We start from the raw sequence: 25,057 nt of genomic DNA on the forward strand, positions 1-25,057 counted from the left end.
CCTGATGGATTACTACAACTGGCGGCGTCCACATCAACACAATGACGGGATCGCGCCAGCAAAAGCCGAGGATCGGCCTAACCAAGTGTCCGGATTTAGTTGACCACTACACGGGCAATCCATCAATCAATGCGTTCAGCGCAAGTTTGAGAAATGCATGGGGCGCTTTACACAAAGGCAACTTCTTTGCCGACCCCAAGCTCACTTTTGTTGCGTCCGAGATCGAAGCCTTGTTGCGGCACATGTCGGTGTCTTTCACACCTGGCCATGGAGAGCAGTTGGTCGATTTCTCACGACTTAGCGACGGCCAGAAGTCGATGCTGTATCTGTCACTGGTACTCTCTTCGCACGCAATTGGCCGTGCGGTGCTGGCGGCTGAAGATACTTCATTCGATCCAGACAAGCTGCGCCCCCCCGTCTTTACGGTGGTAGCACTCGAAGAGCCAGAAAACAGTCTCTCGCCGCACTACCTTGGGCGGATCGTCAGTGCCCTCAATGGAATGACCGGACAAGGTGACGCACAAGCGCTAATCGCCACCCACGCACCATCCATGCTGCGGCGCGTCGCTCCGGAACGTATCCGCTATCTACGGCTGACTCAGAAGCGAACATCACGAGTCACACTCATTCAATTACCGGAACAGACAGACGATGCACACAAATTCGTGCGGGAAGCAGTCCAGGCATTTCCCGAGATCTATTTCTCTCGTCTTGTCGTGCTAGGCGAAGGTGATAGCGAAGAGATAGTGTTGCCACGCCTGCTACAAGTCAAAGGAGCGCCGGTTGATGAGTCCGCCGTCACAATTGCGCCGCTAGGGGGCAGGCACGTCAATCACTTCTGGCGTCTACTATCGGCTTTGCGGATCCCGTATCTGACACTCCTTGATCTGGATGTAGCTCGTTATGCCGCAGGCTGGGGACGCATAAAGGTCGTCAACGATCAACTGGCGAAATTTAAGCCTGCGAAAGTACTTCCTGAAGACTGGGACTTGCCAAAATGGAGTACCGATGAGGCCCCGATTAGAACTCACTACTGTTTTGGTAACGAGAAAAAGAGTGTCTTCACTGAACTGGAAAATCGCGGAGTCTACTTTTCTGAGCCCTTAGACCTCGACTTTGCAATGTTGCTTGCCTTTCCTGAGGCCTATGGCGTCGAAAGGGATGAGCCGGATGAGTCAATGATCAAAGCTGTTTTGGGTAAAAGTCACCACGACGCAAGCCAGTACAGCAAAGACGAGCAGAAGCTATTTAACACCTACCATCAGCGCTTTAAGCTTGGTAGCAAACCCGCAGCCCATCTAGATGCGCTGGCTCAACTGACTGATGAAGAGTTACTGGCTGACATGCCTGCATCCCTGAGCAGATTGGCTGATGCCATCATCACCAAACTCGCGGATCTGCCGGAATGATAACGGTCGATACTTGGGAACCTGCAAATGGGCTGACACTTGAGCCCAACGCCCTGATTGCAGCCAAGGAGCAAATCCGCAGCCTTGCTCTTACTGCAGGCCCGGGGGCGGGAAAGACGGAAATGCTTGCACAGCGGGCAGATTTCCTACTGCGCACAGGTACCTGCCGCTATCCCAAACGGATTCTGGCCATTTCGTTCAAGGTCGATGCCAGCAGTAACCTGAAAGAACGGGTCAAGCGACGCTGTGGTTCAGAACTTGCTACACGGTTTGACAGCTATACCTTTCACGCATTCGCCAAGCGCATCATCGATCGTTTCCGACCTGTGCTAACTGGTGAGTTTGCGCTAGATGCTGGATACCAAATTGCAGATCGGAAACTTGGCCCATCACGGACGTTGATCACGTTTTCCGATCTGGTGCCGTGGGCAATTGAGATTCTAAGAAAGTCCCCTGTCGCGCGACATGCCATCCGTCAAACCTACAGCGATGTCTTCCTCGACGAATTCCAGGACTGTACGAACCTTCAATACGAACTCCTCAAGATCGCCTTTCAAGGTACGAACATTCGCCTGACCGCCGTGGGCGACACCAAGCAAAAGATCATGGGCTGGGCAGGAGCTTTGGAAGGCATTTTTCAAGACTTCGTTGCTAATTTTGCAGCAACTCCGCTCAATATGTACCGCAACTTCCGCTCTAAACCGCGTTTGTTGCGTTTGCAGAACGAGATCATTCGCAAGCTGGATCCAGCTTCTGTCATGCATGATGAGCAACTTGCAGGCGACGAAGGGGAGGTATTCGCGTGGCGCTTCGAAAACAGTCGTCAAGAAGCTGACTACCTCGCAGATTTGATTGCAGGCTGGATAAAGACCGAACAGTTGCCACCTGCAGAAATTGCGGTCCTGATTCGTAATCAGCTCGACCTGTACGCCGATCACCTGATGGCAGCACTGGAGGCTCGTGGCATCCCATTCCGCAACGAGCAGCAGATGCAAGACATCACGGTCGAGCCTGCCGCACGTTTGATCGTGGACTATCTTTCCTGCCTCTATGGTCAGCACGAGCCCAAAGCATGGATTCGGCTCATGAACCAGCTAATCCCGTTTGCAGATGAAGATATTCCGTCGAACGCGCGCAAAGACCTTGATCGGCTGATCAAGCAGCAACGAAAAGAAATAGCCCTTAACGAGCTGGTTAATCCCCCTTTCTTTGGCTGGTGGGAGTTTGTTCAAATATTCCTGAAGCAAATCAGTATTGAAATACTAATGTCGCTTTCCCCTGATTACGAGTCTCGTGACCGGCTAAGCGAAGTAATCCGTGATACCAAGACCAAGATTGAAGAATTGCTAACGCTGGAGCCTGACTTGCCCCAAGCCCTTAAGCGCTTCTCAGACGATCAAGCCGTACGAATACTGACCATCCATAAGAGCAAGGGCCTTGAGTTTGATTCGGTCATCATCATGGCCGTCGAAAACGAGAGCTTCTTTGGAAATCAAGATGAAAACCGCTGTGCTTTTTTTGTCGGTGTCTCACGTGCCAAAAAACGCCTAGTCCTTACTCATGCAGATCAGCGAGAGTGCCCAGCTGGACATACGAAACGCTGGGATGTGCATCGCACACCTCAAACTGAATACTTCAGCTATGCCACGCCGTTTGTGAAACAAGAACAATAAGCAAAATAAAGTCGTCATGCCCATCATCTTGGTTGCCGCGTAATAGCCAGACAATTAGGTTTGCTAAAGCGTCAGTGACGAAATGGTGATAGCGAAAAGGGAAATAATTGGAAACCAATAAACAAGGGGGCAAATGCCCCCTTGTTTATTTACGCTCGGTACCAACAATCTACCTTAATCGATCAACCCCCGCAGCCTTAGCGCAGTCAGCAACTCATCCACCAGCACTTTCACCGGCTTGCCGGCGTTCAGCAGATGGATCTCCGGGTGCTCCGGGGCCTCGTAAGCGGAGTCGATGCCGGTGAAATTGCGGATCTCCCCCGCTCGCGCCTTCTTGTAGAGCCCCTTGGGGTCGCGCTCTTCACAGACGGCAAGGGGCGCATCCACAAACACCTCGACAAACTCGTCCGCGCCCAGGAGGTTTCGCACCAGCTCCCGCTCGGCACGAAATGGCGAGATAAAGGCGGTGAGGACGATAAGGCCTGCATCCACCATCAGTTTCGCCACTTCGCCGACCCGGCGGATATTCTCCTGACGGGCGGCGTCGTCGAAGCCGAGATCGCCGCACAGGCCGTGGCGCACATTGTCCCCATCCAGCAGATAGGTGTGCTTGCCTTGCGCCGCCAGCGCCTGCTCCAGCGCCCCCGCCAGGGTGGATTTGCCCGCCCCGGAGAGCCCGGTAAACCAGATCACCAGCGGCTTCTGCCCCTTCTGCTCTGCCCGGCTCTCTTTGTCGACGGCATGGGCATGCCACACGATATTGCTCATTCAAACTCCTTGCGAGGCATCAGGGCCCCAAAACGAAGAGGGTTGCGCCTTAAAACGGAAACAGCAGGGGCACCATGACGATCACCCCGATGCTGTAGGCCAGGGAGACAGGCACCGCCAGCCTGAGGTAGTCCGGCATCTTGTAGTTGCCCGCCGCATAGACCATCAGGTTGGTCTGGTAGCCGTAGGGCAGTATAAAGCTGGAGCTGGCCCCGAACAGCACCGCCAGAATAAACGGCATGGTCGAGACATCCATGCTGAGCGCCAGCTGGTAACCCATGGGGAAGGCCAGCGCGGCCGCCGCGTTGTTGCTCATCAGCTCGGTTAGCACCAGCGTAAACACATAAATACCGATAAAGGCGATGATGGGGCTGGAACCGTTGAACTCCCCCATCAGCCAGTCGGCAATCAACCTGGCCAGGCCGCTCTTCTCCAGCTGATCGGCGATGGCCAGCGCCCCGCCCACCACCAGCCAGATATCCAGCGGAAAGCGGCGGCGGATCTCGTCCAGGGTCAGGATGCGGGAGAAGAGCAGCACCACCAGCATCACCAGCAGCCCCTTGAACAGCGGCACCAGATCGAACACCGACAGCGCCAGCACCCCGAGAAAGCCCAGCACCACGGCGGCGCTGCGCTTGCCATCGAGCCGGGTCGAGGCTTCCAGCCCGCTCACCACCACGAACTCCCGGGAGAGGGACTTGTTGCCCGCAAACTTGGGGCCGGGGGCCAGCAGCAGGGTGTCCCCTGCGTGAAGTTCAATCTGGCCGAGGCCACCGGTGAGCTGGGTCTCGCCCCGGCGCACCGCCAGTACCACCGCATCGAAGTGGGTACGAAACTCCGCATCCTTGATGGTCTGCCCCACCAGCCGCGAGCTGTGGCTGACGATCACCTCCACCAGATGCTGGCCGTTGAGGCGGTGCTGACCGTAGAGATCCAGCCCCTTTAGCTCCTGCAGCACGCCGACGCTCTCCACGTCGCCGCAAAACAGCAGCATGTCCCCTTCGTGCAGCTCGTGTTCCGGCTGCACCGGGCAGATCACCTGATCGCCCCGGATGATCTCGGCGAGATAGAGGCTTTTCAGGCTGCGCAGGCCGTTCTCCTTGACGCTGCGCCCGGCCATGGGGGAGCCGGGGCCCACCTTGGCCTCGAGAAAGTAGCCGGATTCCCGGCTCATCTCGGTGTCCTGCTCCGGCAGGTGACGGGCAAACAGCAGCACGGCAATGAGGCCGGTCAGCAATGTCCCCGCTCCCACCATAAAGAAGTCGAACATGCCGAGCGGCGGCGCCCCCATCTTGATGAGGAAGCTGTTGACGATGAGGTTGGTGGAGGTGCCGATCAGGGTCAGCACGCCGCCAAAGGTCGCCGCGAAGCACATGGGCAGCAGCAGCCGGGAGGGCGCATGGTTGGGGTTGCGTTTGACCGCCCCCAGCATGGAGGCCACCACGGCGGTGTTGTTGACGAAGGCCGACAGGAAGGCGGTGGAGAACCACACCTTCACCAGCACCTTGTTGAAGGAGCCGGTGCCCACCAGGTTGGCGAACCAGCTCATGACCCGGGTCTTCTCCACCGCGAGCGACACCAGCAGCAGCAACACCAGGGTCAGCAGGGCGCTGTTGGTGTAACCCGCCACCACGGCGTTGATGTCCGCCAGGCCGCTCAGATAGGTGATGAGCACGGCGCCCGAGAAGAGCAGCGCCGGCCGGAGTTTGCCCTGGATCAGCAGGGCGACGAGGGCAGCCAGCAGACCCAGCACCAGGGATTGTTGCCAGGTCATGGGCTTACTCCTTGCCGGAATCGTTGCTGATGGTCAGCGCCTGCCAGTGGGGGAAGTGCTTGCGCACCAGGGCGTTGAGCTCCACTTCGAACTCGCTGTATTGCCCTTTCACTGCCTTGGCCGCCAGCCCTTCCACTATCATGCCCGCGCCCACGGTGACGTTGGTCAGCCGATCGATCAGGATAAAGCTGCCGGTATCTCGGATCTCCTTGTAGGGGTCGAACGCCACCGGGTCGGTCAGGCTGAATTCGCACAGGCCGATCTCGTTGAGCTTGAGCTCGGAGGCGGGCAGCTCGTCGAGCTTGTTGATCTCGATGCGGTGGCGGATCGCCTCCACCTGGCCGCGGCTCTTCTTGGTGGCCAGCTTGACGTCATAGACCCGGCCCGGTTGCAGGGACTCTTCCCCCATCCAGACGATGTGAGCCAGCACGTTCTGGGTCACCAGGGGCTTTTTCGCCGCATCCACCAGCAGGTCGCCCCGGCTGATGTCGATCTCGTCCGCGAAGGTGACGGTGATGGCCTGACCCGGCAGGGCGTACTCCAGATCCCCGTCGAAGGTGACGATGCGGGTCACCGTGCTCTCCTTGCCGGACGGCAGCACTGCCAGCTTGTCGCCGACCCGCAGGATGCCGGAGGCGAGCGTGCCCGCGAAGCCGCGAAAATCGAGGTTGGGGCGGTTCACGTACTGCACCGGCAGGCGCACCGGATGGCGCTCCAGCTCGCGCTCCACTTCGGCGCTCTCCAGCAATGAGAGCAGGGTCTCGCCTTCGTACCAGGCCAGCTTGTCGCTCGGGTTCACCACGTTGTCACCGTCCAGAGCCGAGACCGGCACTATGTGGATGGTGTCGACGCTGAGCTTCCTGGCGAATTCACGGTATTCGGCACTGATGCGATCGAACACCTCCTGGCTGAACTCCACCAGATCCATCTTGTTGACCGCCACCACGAACTGCTTGATGCCGAGCAGGCTCGCGATAAAGCTGTGGCGACGGGTCTGATCCAGCACTCCCTTGCGGGCGTCGATCAATATGATGGCGAGATCGCAAGTGGAAGCGCCGGTGGCCATGTTGCGGGTGTACTGCTCGTGGCCCGGGGTGTCCGAGATGATGAACTTGCGCTTCGCGGTGGAGAAATAGCGGTAGGCCACGTCAATGGTGATGCCCTGCTCACGCTCCGCCTGCAGGCCGTCCACCAGCAGTGCCAGGTCCAGCTTCTCGCCTGTGGTGCCGAGCTTCTGGCTGTCGGACTCCAGCGCTTTCAACTGATCTTCATAGATCTGCTGGGAGTCGTGCAGCAGGCGACCGATGAGGGTGCTCTTGCCGTCGTCCACGCTGCCGCAGGTGAGAAAGCGCAGCAGGCTCTTGTGTTGCTGGGCGTGCAGGTAGGCTTCAATGCCCTGTTCGCTGATGGCGGTCTGAATATGGTTGTTCATGTTGCGATTCCTTAGAAATATCCCTGACGCTTCTTCTGCTCCATGGAGCCGGCCTGATCGTGGTCGATGAGCCGCCCTTGCCGCTCGCTCGAGGTGGTGATCAGCATCTCTTCGATGATCTCCGGCAGTGTGGTGGCATTGGAGTCGATGGCCCCGGTCAGCGGGTAGCAACCCAGGGTGCGGAAGCGCACCAGCTCCTGCTTCACTTCGTCTTCCGGGCCTATGGGCATGCGCTCGTCATCCACCATGATCTTGATGCCATTGCGCTCCACCACTGGGCGATGGGCGGCAAAGTAGAGCGGCACTATGTCGATGTTCTCGAGATAGATGTATTGCCAGATGTCCAGCTCGGTCCAGTTGGAGAGCGGGAACACCCGGATGCTCTCCCCCTTGTTGACCTGGCTGTTGTAGACGCGCCACAGCTCCGGGCGCTGGTTCTTCGGATCCCAGCGGTGGGACTTGTCACGGAAGGAGTAGACCCGCTCCTTGGCCCGGGACTTCTCCTCGTCGCGGCGGGCGCCGCCGAAGGCGGCATCGAAGCCGTATTTGTTGAGCGCCTGCTTGAGCCCCTCTGTCTTCATGATGTCGGTGTGCTTGCCGCTGCCGTGCACGAAGGGGTTGATGTCCATGGCCAGGCCGTCCGGGTTCTTGTGGACGATGAGATCCAGCCCGTACTTCTTGGCGGTCTCGTCCCGGAACTTGATCATCTCCTTGAACTTCCAGTTGGTGTCCACGTGGAGCAGCGGGAAGGGGATCTTGCCCGGATAGAAGGCCTTGCGGGCCAGGTGCAGCATGACGGAGGAGTCCTTGCCGATGGAGTACATCATCACCGGGTTCTCGAACTCGGCGGCCACCTCGCGGATGATGTGGATGCTCTCGGCTTCCAGCTGTTGCAAGTGGGTAAGTCTTTCACGGTCCATGTCTGGGTCCTCGGTTCATTGCTATCGCGCCTGCTCGGGGCGCAGTTCTGGTTCAGTTCGGTGCCGCCTTGGCCGCACCGTCAAATCGGTTCGGGTCTCGCCCTTCAGGCCAGGCTCACCAGCTTGAGTTCGTGGCGGCTCGCCTCTGTCTCGGCCTGTTCGCCACCCTGCTCGCCAAACCAGGCGAGTTGCTTGCGCAAGGCCACCACCTCGCCGATGACGATAAGGGACGGGCTCACCGCCTGCTGGGCCAGTTCGGCCAGATCGTCGAGGGTGCCGGTCAGTACCCGCTGCCGCGCCGTGGTGCCGCGCTCTATGATGGCGATGGGGGTGGCGGCGCTTCGGCCATGGCTCACCAGCTGCTGCTGGATGTGCTCGGAGCGCATCAGCCCCATGTAGATGACCAGGGTCTGGTTGGTGGTTGCGAGCTGCTGCCAATCGGGCTCCTTGCCCTCCTTCTGGCAGTGGCCGGTGATGAAGACGGCGCTCTGGGCATGGTCGCGGTGGGTGAGCGGAATGCCCGCATAGGCGGTAGCGCCGGCGGCGGCCGTGATGCCTGGCACCACGGAGAAGGGAATGCCCTCCTCTGCCAGCACTTCCAGCTCCTCGCCGCCGCGGCCGAACATGAAGGGATCCCCCCCCTTGAGCCGCACCACCCGGTTGCCCGCCCTGGCGTATTCCACCAGCAGGCGATTGGTCTCTTCCTGGGGCACACTGTGGGCACCGGCCTTCTTGCCGACCGACACCAGGGTGGCGTCGCGACGCACCAGATCCAGGATCTCCGGGGAGACCAGCTGGTCATAGAGCACCACTTCGGCTTGCTGGATCTGTTGCAGCGCCTTGAGGGTCAGGAGGCCAGGATCCCCTGGGCCCGCCCCGACCAGCACCACTTCTCCCACTTCGGTTTGGGCCTTGTCCAGCCCGTCATTGAGCCAGTCCTCGGCCCCCTGCCAATCGGCTTTCTCGATCAGACCGGCGAGGGTGTTGGAGGCAAAGGCGCGCTCCCAGAAGCGGCGGCGATCGGAGAGAGAAACAAGCACCCGCTTGGCCTTGACCCTCACCCGGCCCGAGAGCTCGGCCAGACCGCCGAGATGGCGGGGCAGCAGGCTTTCGAGCCGTTCGCGCAACAGGCGCACCAGCACGGGCGCCTTGCCACCGCTGGAAACGGCCACCATCAGGGGCGAACGGTCGATGATGGAGGGGAAGATAAAGCTGGAGCGCTCGGGATCGTCCACCACATTGACGAACAGACCGAGCTGGTTGGCGCTCTGATAAACGAGGGCATTGACCTCGAGATCGTCGGTCGCCGCCACCACCAGGATCTGGCCAGCCAGATGGGCCGGATCGAAGCGCGCCGCCACATGGGTGAAGCGACCGGCAAACTCATGGAATTCGGGCTCGAGCTCGGGAGAGACCAGGGTCAGCCGGGCACCTGCTGCCAGCAAAAGGCGCGCCTTGCGCAGGGCGACCTCGCCCCCGCCCACCAGCAATACCGGGCGGCCTTCCAACTTGGCAAACATAGGTAAATAATCCATCAGGCCCACTCCTCGGCATACGACGACATCTGGGGCGACTATAGGCAGGAGTCCTTATCCCTCAAAATAATAAAAAATGCTCTTTAATGCGTTTTAGTAATTAGCAAAACCATGTCGTGGCAAAGGGGAGCGAATGTCCTTGTGGTGGTTCGCACCAGACTCTAGGCTAGTGAAAGTGTTTCATAAGGAGCTTTATCATGAATGAGTCATTGATTGTGCTGGGGATCTTCGTATTCCTGGTGCTGGCCACCCTGAGTGCGGGCATCAAGATAGTGCCCCAGGGTTTCAACTGGACCGTGGAGCGCTTCGGCCGCTACACCCGTACCCTCTCCCCGGGTCTCAACCTGCTGATCCCCTACGTGGACAGGGTCGGCCACAAGATCATCATGATGGAGCAGGTGCTGGACATCCCGGCCCAGGAGGTGATCTCCCGGGACAACGCCAACGTCACCATAGACGCCATCAGCTTCGTGCAGGTGGTGGATGCCCGCAAAGGGGCCTATGAGGTCAACGATCTCACCAGTGCCATCCGCAATCTCACCATGACCAACATGCGGACCGTACTCGGCGCCATGGAGCTGGATGAGATGCTCTCCCAACGCGACACCATCAACGAGAAGCTGCTGCGCACCATGGATGCGGCCACCGCCCCCTGGGGCATCAAGGTGACCCGGATCGAGATCAAGGATGTGCGCCCGCCGCTGGCCCTGGTGGAAGCCATGAACGCCCAGATGAAGGCCGAGCGGCAGAAACGGGCCGAAGTGCTGGAGGCCGAAGGGGTGCGCCAGTCCAAGATCCTGAAAGCCGAAGGGGAGAAGCAGTCCCAAATCCTGAAAGCCGAGGGGGAACGCCAGGCCGCCTTCCTCGCCGCCGAGGCGCGGGAGCGGGCCGCCGAGGCGGAAGCCAAGGCGACCCATATGGTCTCAAAAGCCATAGCAGAAGGAGATATGCAGGCCATCAACTACTTCGTGGCCCAAAAATACACCGAGGCCCTGGCCCGCATCGGTGAAGGCCCCAACAGCAAGATCATCATGATGCCGCTGGAGGCAGGTAGCCTGATTGGCTCGGTGGCGGGTATGGCCGAGCTGTTCAACAAAGATGGCAAGGTCGGCAAGTCATGACAGCCCTGTTCGAGGGGCTGACCCACTGGCACTGGCTGGGACTCGGCTTCGTGCTGCTGGCCATCGAGGTGCTGGGGTCGGTGGGGTTTCTGCTCTGGACCGGCATCGCCGCCCTGGAGGTGGGGATCTTGCTGCTGATCTGGCCCTTCGGCTGGCAGGTCCAGTTGTTGCTGTTCGCGGCTCAGTCCCTGGTGACCACCTGGGCCTGGTGGCGCTGGCAGCACAAGCGTGACCGCTCGAGCCGCGATGCGGCCGCCCCCATCAACGAGCGGATGCAGAGCTATCTGGGCCGGGAGCTGACCCTGCTGGATGAGGTGATCCAGGGGACCAGCCGGGTGCATCTGGATGACACCGTCTGGACGGTGCGCTGCAACCAGCCGCTGACGGCGGGCAGCAGAGTCCGAGTGACGGGATATGACTCCCATATCCTGCTGGTGGAGCCGCTACCCTGAGCGGGGAGCCGTTGCCCGCAGTGGCCATAAAAAAAAACGGGCCCGGCGTTACCGCCGGGCCCGTATTTTTTATGAGGTGCAGGCTTAGTTGGCCTTGGCATCGCTCACAGCAGCTTCTGCCTTGGTGGCCACGTCAGCAGCAGCCTTCTCGACGGTAGCAGACGCTTCGGAAGCGGCCTTCTCTACGGTAGAGGCAGCTTCGCTAACAGTTGCAGCAACGTCGGCGGCCGGAGTAGCGGCCGGAGCGGCGGCTTCTTCTTTCTGACCACAGGCGGTCAACATCAGACCCAGGATACCGGCTACCAGTACTTTGTTCATGTGCATACCCTCAAAAAAAGATGGAGAGATGGTGTCAATGACCATCACTGTGCGTCTTCGCTCCCGGTAAAAAAAACCAGCCACCGGGAGTCAGGAGGCGCGCGAAATATATCCCCATATGCGGCCAATGAAAACGCGTATCACAATGATATTTTCTCGTTGGCTAGATAAAAAGAACTACTGCAACGACAAATATTAATACAATACGCCTTTATTGACGCAAGACAGCACAATTAAACACCAACAAGAGGACGGTTGTCAGTCAATCGTTGCCATTTTGGCTGTCGTCATCCGTGCCGGGAAAGAGTCCTCAGTCAGACAGCTTCTGACAGCTCAGCCGCCGCCCCTGGCTGTCGCTCTCTCTGGCCAGATCCAGCAGCGCCATCACCGCCAGAGCCTCCACCGCAGGCACCGGATTGCCGGCTTCCCCCCTGATGGCGGCGCAGACACCGCGGTAGTAGGCGCCATAATCCCCGGCCTCCCCGCTCACCGCCTGCACCCTGGACTGTCCCTCCACCATGCGGCTGAGCTGGCCGGGCTCAGGATCCAGGCCCCAGTTCGCCGCAGGCGGGCGCAGACCGAGCTTGAGCTGCTCCTCCTGCACATCCATGCCGAACTTGATGAAGGATCCTTCGCTGCCGTGGATGACGAAGCGCGGCATGGTGGCAGAGACCAGGCAGCTGCCGTGCAGCACGACCCTCATTTCGCCGTAACCCAGCACCACGTGGAAGTAGTCATCGCTCAGGGCGCCGGGGCGCTGGGCAGCCAAATCAGCCTGGATCCAGTCCGGTTGACCGAACAGCTGCAGCGACTGATCGAGGATGTGGGGACCGAGATCGAACCAGAGCCCGGAACCCGGGCCGCCCGCCTCGCGCCAGCGTTGACGCACCTCGGGGCGATAGCGATCAAAATGAGATTCAAACTGGGCGATCTTGCCCAGTGCCCCTTCTGCCAGCAGGCGGCGTACCGTGAGGAAGTCGCCGTCCCAGCGCCGGTTGTGGAAGATGCTGAGCAGCCGCTGCTGCTTCTCGGCCAACTCGACGAGCGCCTCGGCTTCGACCAGATCCAGCGCGAACGGCTTGTCGATCACCACGTGCTTGCCCGCGAGCAGCGCCTGACGAGCGATGGGGGCATGGGTATCGTTGGGTGTCGCTATCACCACCAGATCGACCGTGCTGTCGGCCAGCACCTCGTCCAGCGAGCCGACGCGGCAGCCGGGCAGCTCGGCCTGTACCTTGGCGGCATCCCGGCTCACCACCCAGCGCAAGGCAAGCCCGGGAGTGCTGGTCAGGAAGGGGGCGTGGAAGGTCTGGCCTGCAAAGCCATAGCCCACCAGGGCGGCGTTGATTGTCTGACTCATGGGATTCTCCGCTGAACTGTCCAATATGATAGGCACCTGGCAACTGCGCGCCCAAAAAAGCAAGGGGGCCAGAAGCCCCCGCTTGCGCTCATCAGAGCACAGGATTTATTGCAAACACAAGCGGCGCCCCTGCCGTGTCATCAGCATCAGCAAGGGGGGCAACAGCAGCCACATGTGCAGGGCCAGCTGGCTCAGGGGATCTGGCATCAACCATCCGGTGATCCCCACCAGGGCGCCGGAGCCGCTCATCTGGAACAGGCCGAGCAGGGCGGCGGCGGTACCGGCGCAGTGACCGAAGGGGGCCAGCGCCATACCGGCCGAGGCCCCCAGTATCATGGCAAAGCCGATGCTGGAGAGGAACACGGGCCCCATCATCGCCAACGGATGCGCCAGGTGCATGGTCAGCGTCAGCAGGATGGCCGACAGCAGCAGCACCAGCAGGCCGATGCGCAGGGTACGTCTCGGTCCCACCCTGGCGATGAAGCGCGGCGCCAGGAAACAGGCCAGGATGTTGAGCGCCGCATTGGCGGTGAACCAGTAGCTGAACCCGTTCATGTCCAGACCCAGCTTCACCATCAGCTGTACCGGCGCCGCCGTGACATAGGCCAGGATCACCGCCATCGCCAGCATGCAGAGCGCCGCGTTGAACAGGAAGCTCGGGGAGCGCAGCACCGGGCTGTAGCGCGACCAGCTGATGAGCGGGCCGCTGCTGCTGGTCTCCTCCGGGCGGGTCTCCGGCATCCGCCACAGCAGCCAGCTGCCGACGATGACCGCATAACCGGCCATAAACCAGAAGTTCGCCGACCAGCCCGCCTTGGCGGTGAGCCAGCCACCGAGCAAGGGCGCCAGGGCGGGAATGAAGCAGATGGCGCCGTTCAGGTAGGAGATCATCTGGCCGCTCTTCTTGGGGCCATAGCTGTCACGCACCACCGAGAAGGCGGCCACCGAGGTGGCACAGGCACCGAAGCCCTGCAGCACCCGCGCCAACATCAGCTCACCCAGGCTGGCGGCAAAGCCGGCTGCCAGGGCGCTCAGCCCGTAGAGCAGCACGCCCCCCAACGCGATGGGTTTGCGGCCATAGCGGTCGGCGAGCGGCCCCACCAGCAGTTGGCCCAATCCCATGCTGAACAGGAACCAGGTGATGGTGCCCTGCATCAGGGTCACCTCGGCTCCCAGTTGCTCGGCCATCTGCGGGATAGCAGGCAGATAGATGTCGATGGCCAGCGGGCTGAACAGCACCAGGAGTACAAGCAGAAGAATCAATGGCATCAGTCACCTCAAGGCCTAGGGGGAAAATCGATTGGGGCGCGAGTCTACTGACTCACAGTAATGAATTGAAATGGTATTTAATCACTTTGGTTATTCCTTCCGGGAAACATGTATCCATTCTACCTCTCAGGGGGTGGAACCCGGATCGTCCGTCAGCACCGGATCCCGGGCAATTGGCGCTTTTACTAAACCCCTGCCCCGCATAGAATGCGCAGATTATTTTTGCGGAGGTGTGTGATGAACAAGCTTGTCCTGGCAACAGGGAACCAGAAAAAGGTGAAGGAATTGGCCGCCATGCTGGCCGATATGAAGATCCAGGTGATCCCGCAGAGCGAGTTTGCAGTCTCCGATGCCGACGAGACCGGCACCACCTTCGTCGAGAATGCCATCATCAAGGCCCGCCATGCCGCCCGCGTCACCGGCCTGCCCGCCGTGGCCGACGACTCCGGCCTCGAAGTGGATCTGCTGCACGGTCGCCCCGGTGTCTACTCCGCCCGTTTTGCCGGTGCCGGTGCCAGCGACAAGGAGAACATCGACAAGCTGCTGGCCGAGCTGCAAGGCGCCCCCGACTACCTCAAGAGCGCCCGCTTCTGGTGCGTGCTGGTCTACATGCGCCACGCCGACGATCCCACCCCCATCATCTGCCAGGCGAGCTGGGAGGGGATGATCATCGACGAACCCCGCGGCCAGCATGGCTTTGGCTATGACCCCGTGTTCTTCGTCCCCGACCACGACTGCACCTCGGCCCAAATGCCGGCAGAGCTCAAGAACCAGCTCAGCCATCGCGGCCAGGCTCTGGTCAAGCTCAAGGCGGCGCTAGCCGCGGCGCACTGAGACCCGACCGGGCGCCGGGATACGCCGGCACGCATTTCATCTACAATGGGGGCCACCCGACCGGCCCCCATTTTGATTTTTTGAATACTGGAAACACCATGCTGCAACTGCCGCCCCTCTCCCTCTATATCCATGTGCCCTGGTGCGTCCAGAAGTGCCCCTACTGCGACTTCAACTCTCACGCCCAGAAGGGGGAGCTGCCCCACCTCGAGTACGTGGCCGCCCTGCTGGAGGATCTGGATAAGGATCTGCACTGGGCCCAGGGGCGTCCCCTCTCCTCCATCTTCATCGGCGGTGGTACGCCGAGTCTGCTCTCCGTGGAAGCCATGCAAGCGCTGCTGGACGGGGTGCGCGCACGCATCGCCCTGACCCCGGATTGCGAGATCACCATGGAGGCCAACCCGGGCACGGTGGAGGCGGACAAGTTCGCCGGCTTCCAGCAGGCAGGCATCAACCGCATCTCCATCGGGGTGCAGAGCTTCCAGCAGGAAAAATTGACCCGCCTCGGCCGCATTCACGGCCCGGAAGAGGCGCGCAAGGCAGCTGAGCTGGCCCACGCCATCAAGTTGCCCACCTTCAACCTGGATCTGATGCACGGCCTGCCGGATCAGAGCCTGGAGGACGCCCTCTATGATCTGCAGCAGGCCATCGACTGCGCGCCGCCGCACCTCTCCTGGTATCAGCTCACCATAGAGCCGAACACGGCGTTCGCCTCCAAGCCCCCCAAGCTGCCGGAGGACGACACCCTGTGGGACATCTACGAACAGGGTCACGCCATGCTCACCGCCCGGGGTTATCAGCAGTACGAGATCTCGGCCTACGCCAAGGCGGGCTATCAGTGCCGCCACAACCTCAACTACTGGCGCTTTGGCGACTATCTGGGCATAGGCTGCGGCGCCCACGGCAAGGTGACGGATCTCGCGAACCAGCAAATCCTGCGCACCGCCAAGGTGAAGCACCCCAAGGGGTATCTGGACCCTGCCCGCCCCTATCTGGACAGCCAGTGGACGGTGACCGAGGATGATCTGCCGCTGGAGTACTTTATGAACCGGTTCAGATTGTTTGAACCGGCCCCCAAGGCGGAGTTCGAGGCCTATACCGGGCTGCCGCTGGAGCGGGTGGAGACTATGCTGGCGATTGCCCAGACCAAGGAGCTTATCGAGGATCTCGGCGACAGCTGGCAGTTGACGTCCCTCGGCCATCGCTACCTGAATGTGCTACTCGAGCTCTTTATGGACGAATAAGCCGACGGGGCATCAACATCTGGCTTCACCGCCAAAACAGAGAGGGTGCCCATGGCACCCTCTCTGTTTCAGTCATGCCTCGCGGCAGAAACCCGCTCAGCAGCAGACGCGCATCATCTGCTGTTGACCGGGCTCCCACCGCTTGCCGTGCTTGGCCTTGCGCTGGTAGCTGCCCTTGCCCTTCTTGCTTGGCTCGACCCTGGCCTGAAACAGGGATGAGGTCACCAATGCCTTGAGGTGGTTGTCCTGGATGACCCCGCGCTGATGATCGTGGACGGGTTCAGTGGTGGCGAAGGCCACCTTCTTCTTGGCCATGCTGGCTCCTTTGCAGTGATGGTGATGAATGGCACTTTGCCGAACGAGAGGCCGGGGCGGCAGCTCAGGACGGCGAAAAAACGCACCGATTGTGCGCCTCTTGCCGCCCGCCTGCAAGGGCTCAGGCCGGGTGATAGACCACCCGTACCAGGCCGCTCGGCAGCACGACGCTGGACACCGGTGTGAGCCGCCTGGGCAGGGTGCCGGCAAACAGGGAAACGCCGCGTCCCAGGGTGACTGGCACCCAGAACAGGGTCAGCTCGTCCACCAGCCCGGCCTGCAAGCCCTGCCTCACGACCTCACCACCATCCAGATAGATGTGGCGCGCCCCCTCCTGCCACAACTCCCCGAGCACCTGCGCCAGCGCCCCCTGCCAAAAGGAGACGTGAGGCCGAGGCTCGGCTGGCCTGTGGGTCAACACCACCACGGGTTTGTCGCCGTAGGGCCACTCAGGGAAGGTACGCACTATGTCATAGCTGTTACGCCCCATCAGCAGCAGATCGGTGCTGGCCATCAGGGCGCTGTAGCCGGTCTCCTCCTGGGAGTCGCCGTTATAGGGATCCAGCCAGGCAAGATCGTTCCCCTCCCCCGCGATAAAGCCGTCGAGGGAGAGGGCAAGGAAGGCAGAGATCCGGGGGCGATGATGTTCAGTGTTCATGGTCGTGATGCTCGTGACGGGAAGGGGCGCCGGATTCCAGGGTTTCCAGGATGGCGCAGTGCTCCGCCGAGCGCGGGCCGCCGCAGCAGATGTCGGAGAGCGACTTCAGGTTCTCGCGAAAACGGGTCAGCTCCACTATCTTCTGCTCCACCTGTTCAAGCTTGGCATCGGCCACCGCCTTCACCTCCTGACAGGTCACCCGCGCCTTGTTGGCGTCGAGCGAGAGCAGTTCACCGATATCCGCCAGGGAGAAGCCCACCGACTTGGCGCGGATGATGAACTCCAGCCGCCGCCTGTCCTGCTCGCCGTAGAGGCGATAGCCCGACTCGTTGCGGATCCCCGGCGAGATGAGTCCGTTCTTCTCGTAAAAGCGCAGGGTGTCCGCCTTCACCCCGCACGCCTTGGCCAGTTCCCCGATCCGATACATCCTTCCTCTCCCGCCAGACATGGTACTCAATATAAACCGGCTTCCACTATCGCCCCTTTGCCCGGCGATTGCCAGCCAAAGGCAGGAAAGCAGTAGACAACCCGGGCCATCCCGACCCTTTGCCCTCAAAACACTGAAAAGACAAACGTTTCGCAAAAATCCACCAGAAAACGTTTAACACCGCACCACACAAGGCTTTGTCTCTTTAAAAAATCCACCACAGCTCACATTTTTTGTGTAGAATACGCGCCCACAAGAGAGCGTCGCGTCAAGCGGGCATTTCCTAAAACGCTTTTGCCGGCTCGCCGGGCGAGAGTGGTTTGCGAAATCCCCCACTTCCATTTATTTGGGGACTCTCTGTGTTGAGCCTCGCCTCCCATGGAACGGTCCCCGTTATGCTGAGGACGATAGTGTGATGGAACAAGCTCGACCCATTCGCCGTGCGCTGCTGAGTGTGTCTGACAAGACTGGCATCCTGGAATTTGCCAAGGCACTCAACGAGCGTGGCGTGGCCCTGCTCTCCACCGGTGGTACCGCCAAGCTGCTGGCCGACGCGGGCCTGCCGGTGACCGAGGTCTCCGACTACACCGGCTTCCCCGAGATGATGGATGGCCGGGTCAAGACCCTGCATCCCAAGGTACACGGTGGCATCCTCGGCCGCCGCGACCGGGATGACGCCATCATGGCCCAGCACGCTATCTCCCCCATCGACATGGTCGTCGTCAACCTCTATCCCTTCGCCGCCACCGTGGCCAAGCCAGGTTGCACCCTGGAAGACGCCGTCGAGAACATCGACATCGGCGGCCCGACCATGGTTCGTTCCGCCGCCAAGAACCACAAGGACGTCACCATCGTCGTCAAGGCGGCCGATTACGGCCGGGTGATCGCCGAGATGGATGGCAACGGTAACAGCCTGACCCTGGCTACCCGCTTCGATCTGGCCATCGCGGCCTTCGAGCACACCGCCGCCTACGACGGCATGATCGCCAACTACTTCGGCACCCTGGTCCCCTCCTACGGTGACAACAAGGAGGGTGACGAGGAGTCCCGCTTCCCGCGCACCTTCAACGCCCAGTTCATCAAGAAGCAGGACATGCGCTACGGCGAGAACAGCCACCAGGCTGCCGCCTTCTACGCCGAAGAGCAGGCAGCACCCGGCTCGGTGGCAAGCGCCATCCAGCTGCAGGGCAAGGCACTCTCCTACAACAACATCGCCGACACAGACGCGGCGCTGGAGTGCGTGAAGGAGTTCGCCGAGCCGGCCTGCGTCATCGTCAAGCACGCCAACCCCTGTGGCGTCGCCATAGGTGACGACCTGCTGGGTGCCTACGATCGCGCCTACCAGACCGACCCCACCTCCGCCTTTGGCGGCATCATCGCCTTCAACCGCGAGCTGGATGGTGCCACCGCGGCGGCCATCGTCGCCCGCCAGTTCGTCGAGGTGATCATCGCCCCCAGCATCAGCCAGGCGGCCCGCGAGGCGGTGGCAGCCAAGCAGAACGTGCGTCTGCTGGAATGCGGCCAGTGGACTGCCCCGGCCCAGGGCTTTGACCTCAAGCGCGTCAACGGCGGCCTGCTGGTGCAGGAGCGGGATCACGGCATGGTCACCCTGGGGGATCTGACCGTGGTCAGCCAGCGTCAGCCGACCGAGGCCGAACTCAAGGACCTGCTGTTCTGCTGGAAGGTCGCCAAGTTCGTCAAGTCCAACGCCATCGTCTACGCCAAAGACGGCCAGACCATAGGCGTGGGTGCCGGCCAGATGAGCCGGGTCTACTCCGCCAAGATCGCTGGCATCAAGGCCGAGGATGAAGGGCTGACCGTCGCGGGCTCCGTCATGGCCTCCGACGCCTTCTTCCCGTTCCGCGACGGTATCGATGCCGCCGCTGCCGCAGGCATCTCCTGCGTCATCCAGCCAGGTGGCTCCATGCGTGACAACGAGGTGATCGAGGCCGCCAACGAGCACGGCATGTGCATGGTGTTCACCAACATGCGCCATTTCCGTCACTGATGAGTCAGGGCCGCCACTGGCGGCCCTTTTGTTGTCTCTTTTCAACTGACTATTTTCAACCGCAGCCCCAGGCGGTTATCACAAATAGAAGCGAGCGATACGATGAAAGTACTGATCATTGGCAACGGCGGCCGTGAGCACGCCCTGGCCTGGAAGGCCAAGCAATCCCCCATGGTGACCCGGGTGTTCGTCGCCCCCGGCAATGCCGGCACCGCCCACGAGGGCAGCATAGAGAACGTCGCCATCAAGGCGACCGACATCCAGGGCCTGCTGGCCTTCGCCAAGGCCCAGCAGATCGGTCTCACCATCGTCGGGCCGGAAGCGCCCCTGGTGAAAGGGGTGGTGGATGCCTTCCGTGCCGAAGGGCTCGCCATCTTCGGCCCAACCGCCGCCGCCGCCCAACTGGAGGGCTCCAAGGCCTTCGCGAAGGACTTCCTGGCGCGCCACGCCATCCCCACCGCCGAGTACCAGAACTTCACCGAGGTGGAGCCCGCTTTGGCCTACCTGCGCGAGAAGGGTGCCCCCATCGTCATCAAGGCTGACGGTCTGGCGGCAGGCAAGGGCGTCATCGTCGCCATGGAGCTCGAAGAGGCGGAAGCGGCAGTGCGCGACATGCTCTCCGGCAATGCCTTCGGTGACGCCGGTGCCCGTGTGGTGATCGAGGAGTTCCTGGACGGGGAAGAGGCGAGTTTCATCGTCATGGTGGACGGCGAGCACGTGCTGCCCATGGCCACCAGCCAGGATCACAAGCGGGTCGGCGACGGCGACACCGGCCTCAACACCGGCGGCATGGGGGCTTACTCCCCGGCGCCCGTAGTGACAGATGCGGTGCATCAAAAAGTGATGGAGCAGGTGATCATGCCGACAGTGCGCGGCATGGCGGCCGAGGGCAACGTCTACACCGGCTTCCTCTACGCCGGCCTGATGATCGATACCCAGGGCAACCCCAAGGTGATCGAGTTCAACTGCCGCTTCGGCGACCCCGAGACCCAGCCCATCATGCTGCGGATGCGCTCCGATCTGGTGGAGCTGTGCCTGGCCGCCTGTGCCGGTAAGCTGGATCAGGTCGAAGCCATCTATGATCCCCGCGTCGCCATCGGCGTGGTGCTGGCGGCGGGTGGTTACCCCGGTGACTACCAGCAGGGCAAGCCCATCAGCGGCCTGCCGGTGGAAGAGGCGAGCGGCGAGAAAGTATTCCATGCCGGCTCCCAGCTGGCAGGAGACACCATAGTCACCGCCGGTGGCCGCGTGCTGTGCGCCACCGCGCTGGGCCACACCGTCGCCGAGGCGCAGCAACGCGCCTACCAGCTGGCGGGTCGCATTCAGTGGGACGGTGTCTTCTACCGCAAGGACATCGGCTGGCGCGCCATCGAGCGCGAGCAGGCCAAGTAAAGGCCGCCTCTCCACACCGAACACAAGGGCCTGCGGGCCCTTTTTGCTGCCCGGGCCACCGGGAACCGCCCTGCCGGCCCAAGACTTCCCCCCAAGCCCGGCTTGGTAGTGGCAGGCAGCATCCATCCCCTTCGCACCTCTCGCCGCCTCGAGCCCACGACCCCGGGTTGCCGCCCTGTATCCGCCCCTGGCTCATCCCCTTCTGACTATATATGCACAGCACAATGCACACATTTCGTCACAATTGGTCGCACTTTCCCCATACAATTGCCCCGCTTTCATGGCATCATGCTGTATGATACCGCACTCAAATGAGTGCCATAAGAACCTGCAATCTCGTCGTCTCATAAGGAAATCCCATGTTGAAAACTGTGCGTCCCCTGCTGCTGCCCCTGATGTTTGGTCTGATGACTCTGCCCGCCATGGCTGGCGATCTGGAGCAGCCAATGAAGAAGATCGGCTTCAACTACAAGCAGGCCGTCAAGGCAGATGATGCGGCCACCATGGAGAAACACATCAAGGAGATGAAGGCTCAGCTCGATGTGGCCAAGGAGAGAAACATGCCGACCGCCAAGAAGGAGAAGTTCCTCGAGGGCATGAACAAGGTGCAGAGCGAGCTGGATGCCAGCCTGGCGGCCCTGCAGGCCGGTGATCAGGAGAAGGCCCAGGCCCACCTGGCCAAGGTCAATGACCTGAAGAAGGAGTACCACCAATATGCCAAGCAGAAAGGCTGACCCCTTCCACTGGGATGGTCTGGTCCGCCTCACCCATTGGGGGGTGGCGACAGTATGCATCGGCAACCTCTGGCTCAACGAGGCGGGTGAGGAGTGGCATGAATGGCTGGGCTATGGCGCCATGGCCCTGATCGGGTTGCGCCTGCTGTGGGGGCTCACCCTGGCACGGGGCCATGCTCGCCTGCGCGCCCTCATCCCGAGCCGGGACGATTTCCGCCAGCAGGCCGTGGCGCTACGCGAGCGTGCCCCTGCGGCGCCCGGCCATCACGGCAGCGGCAAGCTGGCGGTCTGGGCCCTCTGGCTGCTCGTACTGGCGACCGCTGGCAGTGGCTGGTTCCAGAACACAGAGACCGGCTTCGAGCTGGGGGCGGATGACTGGCACGAGTGGTGCACCTGGGCGCTGCAGGCCATGATAGCCCTGCACCTGTGCGCCATCGTCTATACCTCCTGGCGTCAGCGCAGCAACCTGGTGACCCGCATGCTGCCCCGCCGTCGGCGCCAGGTATCGCAGCACCAGCAGGAGCCCCATTTCTGAACCAGACGGGCATCATTGTGCCCGTCTTCCCTTACCCGTCATCCGTCTGCAAACCACCTCTTTCCGCTAGCCACCGCCGCCTTAGCCCTTCATCGGCCACGATGCTTCCCCTCTTGCCTTCCGCTGTCATGAAAGCATTTTCATTCACAATTCTTAACTAATCTCCGCTGTTCGATTTTCAATCGCCTCGATTTCATGAATGCTACAGAGCCGAACGAGGTTGTTTGTGGTCCGTTCGAAATAAAGACAGTGACACGTCAATTACAAGATCGAAGGGAAAATCGTCATGCACAACACAGTGTTTCGAACCGCCATGCTCGCCGCGGTGCTGGGCTCATTCAGCCACACAGCCGCCGCCGAAGGGGTCATGGTCCATCTGTTCCAATGGAAATTCAACGACATCGCCACCGAGTGCGAGACAGTGCTCGGTCCCAAGGGATTCGGCGGTGTCCAGATCACCCCCCCCCGCCGAGCACAAGCAGGGGAGCCAAGTCTGGTGGACCGTCTATCAGCCCGTCAGCTTCAAGAACTTCAACAGCTTCGGCGGCAGTGAGGCGGAACTCAGAAGCATGATCGCCCGCTGCAACGCCGTCGGGGTCAAGGTCTACGCCGATGCCGTCTTCAACCAGCTGGCCTCGGGCACTGGGACCGCCACCGGCGGCGGCAGCTACAACTCGGGGCAATATCAGTATCCCCAGTTCGGCTACAACGACTTCCACCACAGCGGCGACATCACCAACTACGGCGACAGCAACAACGTCTGGAACGGTGCCCTCTACGGCATGCCGGATCTCAACACCGGCTCTCCCTACGTGCAGGATCAGATTGCCACCTACATGAAGACCCTGCTCGGTTGGGGCGTGGCGGGCTTTCGTATCGATGCGGCCAAACACATGGCCCCGAGCGAGGTGAAGGCCATCCTCGACAAGGCAGGCAGCCCCAAGGCCTACCTGGAGGTGATCGGCGCAGGCGGAGAGTCCCCCGACATCCAACCGGGCCGCTACACCTACATCGACACCGTCACCGACTTCAAATACGGCACGGATCTGGCCGCCAACTTCAACAGCCAGATCAAGAATCTCAAGACCCTCGGCGAGAGCTGGGGTCTGCTCCCCTCCAACAAGGCCTTCGTCTTCGTGGTCAATCACGACCGCGAGCGCGGCCACGGCGGTGGCGGCATGCTCACCTTCATGAGCGGTGCCCGCTATGACTTGGCCAACACCTTCATGATGGCCTGGCCCTATGGCTGGAAGCAGGTGATGTCGGGCTATCGCTTCGAGAACATGGGCACCTATGAAACCGACAAGGGGGCACCGGGCAGCACGCCTTGCACCGATGGCCAATGGAACTGCGAGCAACGTCGCCCGACCATCATGAACATGGCCCTGTTCCACAACAGGACCGAAGGCCAGCCAGTCAGCAACTGGTGGGATAACGGCAACAACCAGATAGCCTTCGGTCGGGGAGACAAGGGCTTTGTCGCCATCAACAACGAGAGCGGCAGCCTGATAGCCTCGGTGCAGACCGGCCTGCCAGCGGGCGAGTACTGCAACCTCCTGGGGGGAAATGACTACTGCAGCGGCGGCTATGTCACCGTCGACGGCAGCGGCAAGGCCAGCCTGAACGTGCCCGGCATGAAGGCGGCCGCCATCATTGCCGGTTGCACCAAGGCCAGCCCCTGCGGTGGTTCTGCACTGCCGGGCAACAAGTTCAGCAGCATGAACCTGCGCGGCACCCCCAACGCCTGGGGCAACACCCCCATGACAGTCGATGCCAACCGTGTCTGGTCCGCCACCCTCACCCTGACCGGCAACGGTGACGCAACCGGTGCCCAACGCTTCAAGTTCGATGTCTTCGGCAACTGGGCCGAGAACTACGGCGACAACGAAGGGGATGGCATCGCCGACAAGGGCAGCAGCAAGGATATCCTGGTCAGCGGGGCGGGCAGCTACCGCATCACCCTGAGCGAAGGCGACCTGCGCTATACCGTCACCCCCCTCACCAGCAACCAGGCACCGGTCGCCGCCCTCTCGCCCAAGACCCTCAGCATCAAGACGGGGGAAAGCGTGGTGTTCGATGGCTCCGCCTCCACCGATGATGAAGGTGTGGCGAGCTACAGCTGGTCCACCGGCGGCAGCGCCCCTACTGAAACCGTCCAGTTCGATACCCCGGGCACCCATACCGTCACCCTGACGGTCAGCGATGCCGAAGGGCTGACCGCCAGTGCCAACGCCACTGTGACAGTCACCGACAGCAACGGCGCCTACAACAGCGTGCTGCCCACCCTGCACCTGCGCGGCACCCCCAATGCCTGGGGATCCCTTGCCATGACGCTGGTTGCCGACAACCAGTGGGAGGCAATACTCACCTTCGACGGCCAGGCCAACCAGCGCTTCAAGTTCGACGTCAAGAGAGACTGGACCCAGAACTACGGTGACACCAACAAGGATGGCGTAGCCGAACAGGGGGGCGCCGACATACTGACCACGGTCAGCGGCCAGTATCGCGTGCGCTTCAATGACCAGACCCTGCAATACAGCCTGAACCCGGTCAGCATCGGCTATGCCAAGAACATCGTCAGCCTGAATATCCGTGGCACCACCAATGGCTGGGGCACAACCCCCATGACGCTGGTGAGCGATCACCTCTGGCAAGCCAACGTCAATTTCACCGGGACCGGTGATGCCAGCGGCGGCCAGCGCTTCAAGTTCGACGTCAAGGGAGACTGGACCCAGAACTACGGCGACACCAACAAGGACGGCGTGGCCGAGCTGGCCGGGACAGACATCACCACGGCAGTAATCGGTGCCTATGTGGTGCGCTTCAACGACCAGACTCTGACCTACAGCTTGAGCGCCCAGTAAGCCTGAACACTAGCC

Annotated in this window: 22 protein-coding genes; 11 read left to right on the forward strand and 11 right to left on the reverse strand. The window is 61.3% G+C overall.

Going from position 1 to position 25,057, the window contains the following annotated elements; genetic code table 11:
- Positions 1–233: 233 nt before the first annotated feature.
- Positions 234–1,409: an ATP-dependent endonuclease gene (locus tag ACB039_RS04140; protein WP_371165276.1), complete on the forward strand. Its 1,176-nt coding sequence runs from the start codon at positions 234–236 to the stop codon at positions 1,407–1,409.
- Positions 1,406–3,082, forward strand: a complete 1,677-nt coding sequence (locus tag ACB039_RS04145) for a UvrD-helicase domain-containing protein (RefSeq protein WP_371165194.1) — start codon at positions 1,406–1,408, stop codon at positions 3,080–3,082. Before ACB039_RS04140 ends, ACB039_RS04145 begins: the two co-directional genes overlap by 4 nt.
- Before the next feature lie 174 nt (positions 3,083–3,256).
- Here the strand turns inward: ACB039_RS04145 and cysC are convergent, their stop codons facing one another.
- From cysC to cysG, 5 genes are all read right to left on the reverse strand, one after another.
- Positions 3,257–3,850 (reverse strand): adenylyl-sulfate kinase, encoded by a 594-nt coding sequence (gene cysC / locus ACB039_RS04150; protein WP_371165195.1) that lies wholly within the window; start codon positions 3,848–3,850, stop codon positions 3,257–3,259.
- Positions 3,851–3,899: 49 nt separating this feature from the next.
- The gene (locus ACB039_RS04155) at positions 3,900–5,624 is read right to left on the reverse strand and encodes an SLC13 family permease (RefSeq protein ID WP_371165196.1); all 1,725 of its coding nucleotides are present in this window, start codon (positions 5,622–5,624) and stop codon (positions 3,900–3,902) included.
- Positions 5,625–5,628: 4 nt separating this feature from the next.
- On the reverse strand, positions 5,629–7,056 hold the full coding sequence (gene cysN / locus ACB039_RS04160) for a sulfate adenylyltransferase subunit CysN (RefSeq protein ID WP_317841463.1): 1,428 nt from the start codon (positions 7,054–7,056) through the stop codon (positions 5,629–5,631).
- 11 nt (positions 7,057–7,067) lie between these two features.
- Complete coding sequence (cysD, locus tag ACB039_RS04165) at positions 7,068–7,976, reverse strand: sulfate adenylyltransferase subunit CysD (protein ID WP_005327673.1); 909 nt, start codon at positions 7,974–7,976, stop codon at positions 7,068–7,070.
- A 104-nt stretch (positions 7,977–8,080) separates the two neighbouring features.
- Positions 8,081–9,511 carry a siroheme synthase CysG gene (cysG, locus tag ACB039_RS04170; protein ID WP_182786389.1) on the reverse strand — a complete coding sequence of 477 codons (1,431 nt, stop codon included), beginning with the start codon at positions 9,509–9,511 and terminating at the stop codon, positions 8,081–8,083.
- 197 nt (positions 9,512–9,708) lie between these two features.
- On the opposite strand from cysG, the gene ACB039_RS04175 reads away from it, so the two are divergent.
- Complete coding sequence (locus ACB039_RS04175) at positions 9,709–10,632, forward strand: SPFH domain-containing protein (protein ID WP_025328220.1); 924 nt, start codon at positions 9,709–9,711, stop codon at positions 10,630–10,632.
- Positions 10,629–11,084, forward strand: coding sequence for an NfeD family protein (locus ACB039_RS04180; protein ID WP_182786391.1), 456 nt, complete (start codon positions 10,629–10,631; stop codon positions 11,082–11,084). Before ACB039_RS04175 ends, ACB039_RS04180 begins: the two co-directional genes overlap by 4 nt.
- An 84-nt stretch (positions 11,085–11,168) precedes the next feature.
- On the opposite strand, the gene ACB039_RS04185 is transcribed toward ACB039_RS04180, so the two are convergent.
- The 3 genes from ACB039_RS04185 to ACB039_RS04195 form a co-directional block, all read right to left on the reverse strand.
- Positions 11,169–11,402 (reverse strand): hypothetical protein, encoded by a 234-nt coding sequence (locus ACB039_RS04185; RefSeq protein ID WP_025328222.1) that lies wholly within the window; start codon positions 11,400–11,402, stop codon positions 11,169–11,171.
- A gap of 310 nt (positions 11,403–11,712) precedes the next feature.
- Positions 11,713–12,762, reverse strand: coding sequence for an oxidoreductase (locus tag ACB039_RS04190; RefSeq protein ID WP_182786404.1), 1,050 nt, complete (start codon positions 12,760–12,762; stop codon positions 11,713–11,715).
- 105 nt (positions 12,763–12,867) lie between these two features.
- Positions 12,868–14,031 carry a multidrug effflux MFS transporter gene (locus ACB039_RS04195; RefSeq protein ID WP_041205054.1) on the reverse strand — a complete coding sequence of 388 codons (1,164 nt, stop codon included), beginning with the start codon at positions 14,029–14,031 and terminating at the stop codon, positions 12,868–12,870.
- A 237-nt stretch (positions 14,032–14,268) separates the two neighbouring features.
- On the opposite strand from ACB039_RS04195, the gene rdgB reads away from it, so the two are divergent.
- Together rdgB and hemW are read left to right on the forward strand one after the other, a co-directional pair.
- Positions 14,269–14,865 (forward strand): RdgB/HAM1 family non-canonical purine NTP pyrophosphatase, encoded by a 597-nt coding sequence (gene rdgB, locus ACB039_RS04200; RefSeq protein ID WP_041205053.1) that lies wholly within the window; start codon positions 14,269–14,271, stop codon positions 14,863–14,865.
- 98 nt (positions 14,866–14,963) lie between these two features.
- Complete coding sequence (gene hemW, locus ACB039_RS04205) at positions 14,964–16,109, forward strand: radical SAM family heme chaperone HemW (protein WP_182786406.1); 1,146 nt, start codon at positions 14,964–14,966, stop codon at positions 16,107–16,109.
- Positions 16,110–16,205: 96 nt separating this feature from the next.
- Here the strand turns inward: hemW and ACB039_RS04210 are convergent, their stop codons facing one another.
- The 3 genes from ACB039_RS04210 to zntR form a co-directional block, all read right to left on the reverse strand.
- Positions 16,206–16,424 (reverse strand): alternative ribosome-rescue factor A, encoded by a 219-nt coding sequence (locus ACB039_RS04210; RefSeq protein ID WP_182786408.1) that lies wholly within the window; start codon positions 16,422–16,424, stop codon positions 16,206–16,208.
- A gap of 121 nt (positions 16,425–16,545) precedes the next feature.
- Positions 16,546–17,082, reverse strand: a complete 537-nt coding sequence (locus ACB039_RS04215; protein ID WP_371165197.1) for a dihydrofolate reductase family protein — start codon at positions 17,080–17,082, stop codon at positions 16,546–16,548.
- Positions 17,072–17,509 (reverse strand): Zn(2+)-responsive transcriptional regulator, encoded by a 438-nt coding sequence (gene zntR, locus ACB039_RS04220; protein WP_182786412.1) that lies wholly within the window; start codon positions 17,507–17,509, stop codon positions 17,072–17,074. The genes ACB039_RS04215 and zntR overlap by 11 nt, the downstream gene beginning before the upstream one ends.
- Before the next feature lie 415 nt (positions 17,510–17,924).
- Between zntR and purH the strand changes: the two genes are divergently transcribed.
- The 5 genes from purH to ACB039_RS04245 all read left to right on the forward strand — a co-directional run bounded on the left by purH (position 17,925) and on the right by ACB039_RS04245 (position 25,042).
- Positions 17,925–19,517 carry a bifunctional phosphoribosylaminoimidazolecarboxamide formyltransferase/IMP cyclohydrolase gene (gene purH / locus ACB039_RS04225; RefSeq protein WP_182786414.1) on the forward strand — a complete coding sequence of 531 codons (1,593 nt, stop codon included), beginning with the start codon at positions 17,925–17,927 and terminating at the stop codon, positions 19,515–19,517.
- Between the two features lie 102 nt (positions 19,518–19,619).
- The gene (gene purD, locus ACB039_RS04230) at positions 19,620–20,909 is read left to right on the forward strand and encodes a phosphoribosylamine--glycine ligase (RefSeq protein WP_182786416.1); all 1,290 of its coding nucleotides are present in this window, start codon (positions 19,620–19,622) and stop codon (positions 20,907–20,909) included.
- Positions 20,910–21,268: 359 nt separating this feature from the next.
- Positions 21,269–21,643: a cytochrome b562 gene (locus ACB039_RS04235; RefSeq protein ID WP_041205049.1), complete on the forward strand. Its 375-nt coding sequence runs from the start codon at positions 21,269–21,271 to the stop codon at positions 21,641–21,643.
- Complete coding sequence (locus ACB039_RS04240; RefSeq protein ID WP_182786418.1) at positions 21,624–22,178, forward strand: cytochrome b/b6 domain-containing protein; 555 nt, start codon at positions 21,624–21,626, stop codon at positions 22,176–22,178. The genes ACB039_RS04235 and ACB039_RS04240 overlap by 20 nt, the downstream gene beginning before the upstream one ends.
- Before the next feature lie 446 nt (positions 22,179–22,624).
- The gene (locus ACB039_RS04245; RefSeq protein ID WP_371165198.1) at positions 22,625–25,042 is read left to right on the forward strand and encodes an alpha amylase C-terminal domain-containing protein; all 2,418 of its coding nucleotides are present in this window, start codon (positions 22,625–22,627) and stop codon (positions 25,040–25,042) included.
- The last annotated feature ends 15 nt before the right edge of the window (positions 25,043–25,057 follow it).

This window comes from Aeromonas sp. S2(2024) (assembly GCF_041402505.1).
GTDB classification, from domain to species: Bacteria; Pseudomonadota; Gammaproteobacteria; order Enterobacterales; family Aeromonadaceae; genus Aeromonas; species Aeromonas media.